The 2,811-nt window shown below is 59.3% G+C and carries 3 protein-coding genes; all 3 read right to left on the reverse strand.

Annotated elements, in window-relative coordinates:
* A partial coding sequence (locus tag D8V06_RS20250) for a cytochrome c oxidase subunit 3 (protein WP_130931668.1) occupies positions 1-731 on the reverse strand: 731 nt, incomplete at its 3' end.
* Between the two features lie 25 nt (positions 732-756).
* Positions 757-1,308, reverse strand: a complete 552-nt coding sequence (locus D8V06_RS20255; RefSeq protein ID WP_056854363.1) for a cytochrome c oxidase assembly protein — start codon at positions 1,306-1,308, stop codon at positions 757-759.
* 129 nt (positions 1,309-1,437) lie between these two features.
* On the reverse strand, positions 1,438-2,811 hold a 1,374-nt coding region (locus D8V06_RS20260; RefSeq protein WP_130931666.1), incomplete at its 5' end, for a cytochrome c oxidase subunit 1.

Genomic DNA, 2,811 nt, shown 5'->3' on the forward strand with positions numbered 1-2,811 from the left:
ACGTGGGCGCCGTGGAACCCGGTGAGCATGAAGAACGTCGCGCCGTAGATGCCCGAACCCAAAGTCAGGCCCAGTTCGTTGTAGGCGTGGATATATTCTTCAGCCTGGAAGCCGAGAAACGCACAGCCCAGCAATACGGTGATCGCCAGCCACAGTTTGAGCGCACCGCGATGGCCCTTTTTCAAGGCGTGGTGGGCGATGGTCACGGTCACGCTAGAGCTCACCAACAGCACGGTGTTGAGCAACGGCAAGCCCCATGGACTGATGACGTCCTTGGGCGGCGGAAACAGTTTCGAATCCGGATTGTTCAGCAACGGCCAGACGAACTCGAAGTTCGGCCAGAGCATGTGAGCCAGGCCTTTGGCGCCTTCTCCGCCGAGTGCCGGACCGGAGACCTGCCGGACATAGAACAGCGCACCGAAGAAGGCGATAAAGAACATCACCTCGGAGAAGATGAACCAGCTCATGCCCCAGCGGAACGAGCGGTCCATCTGCGCGCTGTACAAGCCGTCGCGACTTTCCTTGATCACCGTGCCGAACCAGCCGAACAACATGTAAGCGAGCAGCAAGCCACCGACGAAAAAGATCAGCGGGCCATGGGATTCTGGCCGTGCCGCCTTCAGGTCATTGAACCAGGTGGCCAGGCCGAACACCGTGACGAACATCCCGACCGTGGCGATGATCGGCCATTTGCTCTGGGCCGGAACGTAATAATGCTCATGAGTTGCCATTTATTGTTCTCCTTATCGGGCACGCTCAACCGCCAGTGTTTACTGCGACCGGTGGATGTCGGGCGGTGATATCGAACAGCGTGTAGGACAGCGTCAGGTGCTTCACTTCCTTGGGCATGTCACGGTCAACGATGAAACGTACCGGCATCTCGATCCGTTGACCGGGCTGCAGCACTTGCTGGGTAAAGCAAAAACATTCGGTCTTGTGGAAATACGCCGCCGCCGCGCTTGGCGCGATGCTCGGCACGGCCTGGGCGCTCATTGGCTTGTCGGTGGGGTTGTGTGCAATGAAGATCATCTCGTTCACCGCCCCGGGGTTGGCCGTCAACTCATCCTGCTTGGGATAAAAATCCCAGGACATGTCGGCGGAGTTGGTCGACAGAAACTGCACGCGAACCTGCCGCGAGCTGTCCACCGTTTGCTCACCCTCATACTGCCCGCCCGTCTTGCCATTGATGCCAAACGCCTTGCACATCACGTCGTAGATCGGCACCAGGGCAAACCCGAATACAAACATCGCCACCACCACCAGCAACAGACGAGTGACCAGCTTCTTCATCGAAATCGAATCAGCCATGATCTTGACCCTTTACCCGGAACCCCGTGGGAGCTGGCTTGCCAGCGATGGCTGCATGCCTGACACACCGCGGTGATCCCATCGCTGGCAAGCCAGCTCCCACAGGAATTTCCACAGGGCATAAATTGTTCATTTCACTTCCGGCGGCGTAGTAAAGGTGTGATACGGCGCCGGCGACGGGATGCTCCATTCCAGGCCTTCAGCCCCATCCCACGGTTTGGCCGGTGCCGGCGGGCCACCACGAATGGTCTTGATCACGATGAACAGGAAGAAGATCTGCGTGGCGCCGAACATGAATGCGCCGATCGACGACACCATGTTGAAGTCGGCGAATTGCAGGTTGTAGTCGGGAATCCGCCGCGGCATGCCGGCCAGGCCCACGAAGTGCATCGGGAAGAAGGCCATGTTCATGCCGATGAACGACAGCCAGAAGTGCAGCTTGCCGAGGGTTTCGTCGTACATGTGGCCGGTCCACTTCGGCATCCAGTAGTAGGCGGAGGCGAAGATCCCGAAAATTGCACCCGGCACCAATACATAGTGGAAGTGCGCGACCACGAAGTAAGTGTCCTGGTACTGGAAGTCCGCCGGGGCGATGGCCAGCATCAGCCCGGAGAAACCGCCGATGGAGAACAGGATCACGAATGCCACCGCAAACAGCATCGGTGTCTCGAACGTCAGCGAGCCTTGCCACATGGTGCTTGCCCAGTTGAACACCTTCACGCCCGTGGGTACCGCGATCAGCAGCGTGGCGTACATGAAGAACAGCTCGCCCACCAATGGAATGCCGACCACGAACATGTGGTGCGCCCAGACGATGAACGACAGGAACGCAATACTCGCCGTGGCGTAGACCATCGAGGTGTAGCCGAACAATGGCTTGCGCGAGAAGGTCGGGATGATCGAGCTGACGGCACCGAAGGCTGGCAGGATCATGATGTACACCTCGGGGTGACCGAAGAACCAGAACACGTGCTGGAACAGCACCGGGTCGCCGCCGCCGGCAGCACTGAAGAAGCTGGTGCCGAAGTGGATGTCCATCAGCATCATCGTCACGCAACCGGCCAGTACCGGCATCACCGCGATCAGCAGGAACGCGGTGATCAGCCAGGTCCAGACGAACAGCGGCATTTTCATCAGCGTCATGCCGGGGGCACGCAGGTTGAGGATGGTGGCGATCACGTTGATCGCACCCATGATCGAACTGATCCCCATCAAGTGGATGGCGAAGATGAAAAACGTCACGCTTTCCGGCGCGTAGGTCGTCGACAGCGGGGCGTAGAACGTCCAGCCGAAGTTCGGCCCGCCACCCGGGGTGAACAGGGTCGACACCAGCAGGATGAACGCCGCCGGCAACAGCCAGAAGCTGAAGTTGTTCATCCGTGGCAGGGCCATGTCCGGCGCGCCGACCATCAGCGGAATCATCCAGTTGGCGAGGCCGACGAACGCCGGCATCACCGCACCGAAGACCATCACCAGGCCGTGCATGGTGGTCATCTGGTTGAA

It is taken from the genome of Pseudomonas sp. Sample_24 (assembly GCF_004307605.1).
In the GTDB taxonomy this organism is placed as follows: domain Bacteria; phylum Pseudomonadota; class Gammaproteobacteria; order Pseudomonadales; family Pseudomonadaceae; genus Aquipseudomonas.

Coding starts and splice junctions, on each gene's coding strand:
- D8V06_RS20255 (WP_056854363.1), bottom strand. CDS start 1,308: ATGGCTGATTCGATTTCGATGAAGAAGCTGGTCACTCGTCTGTTGCTG.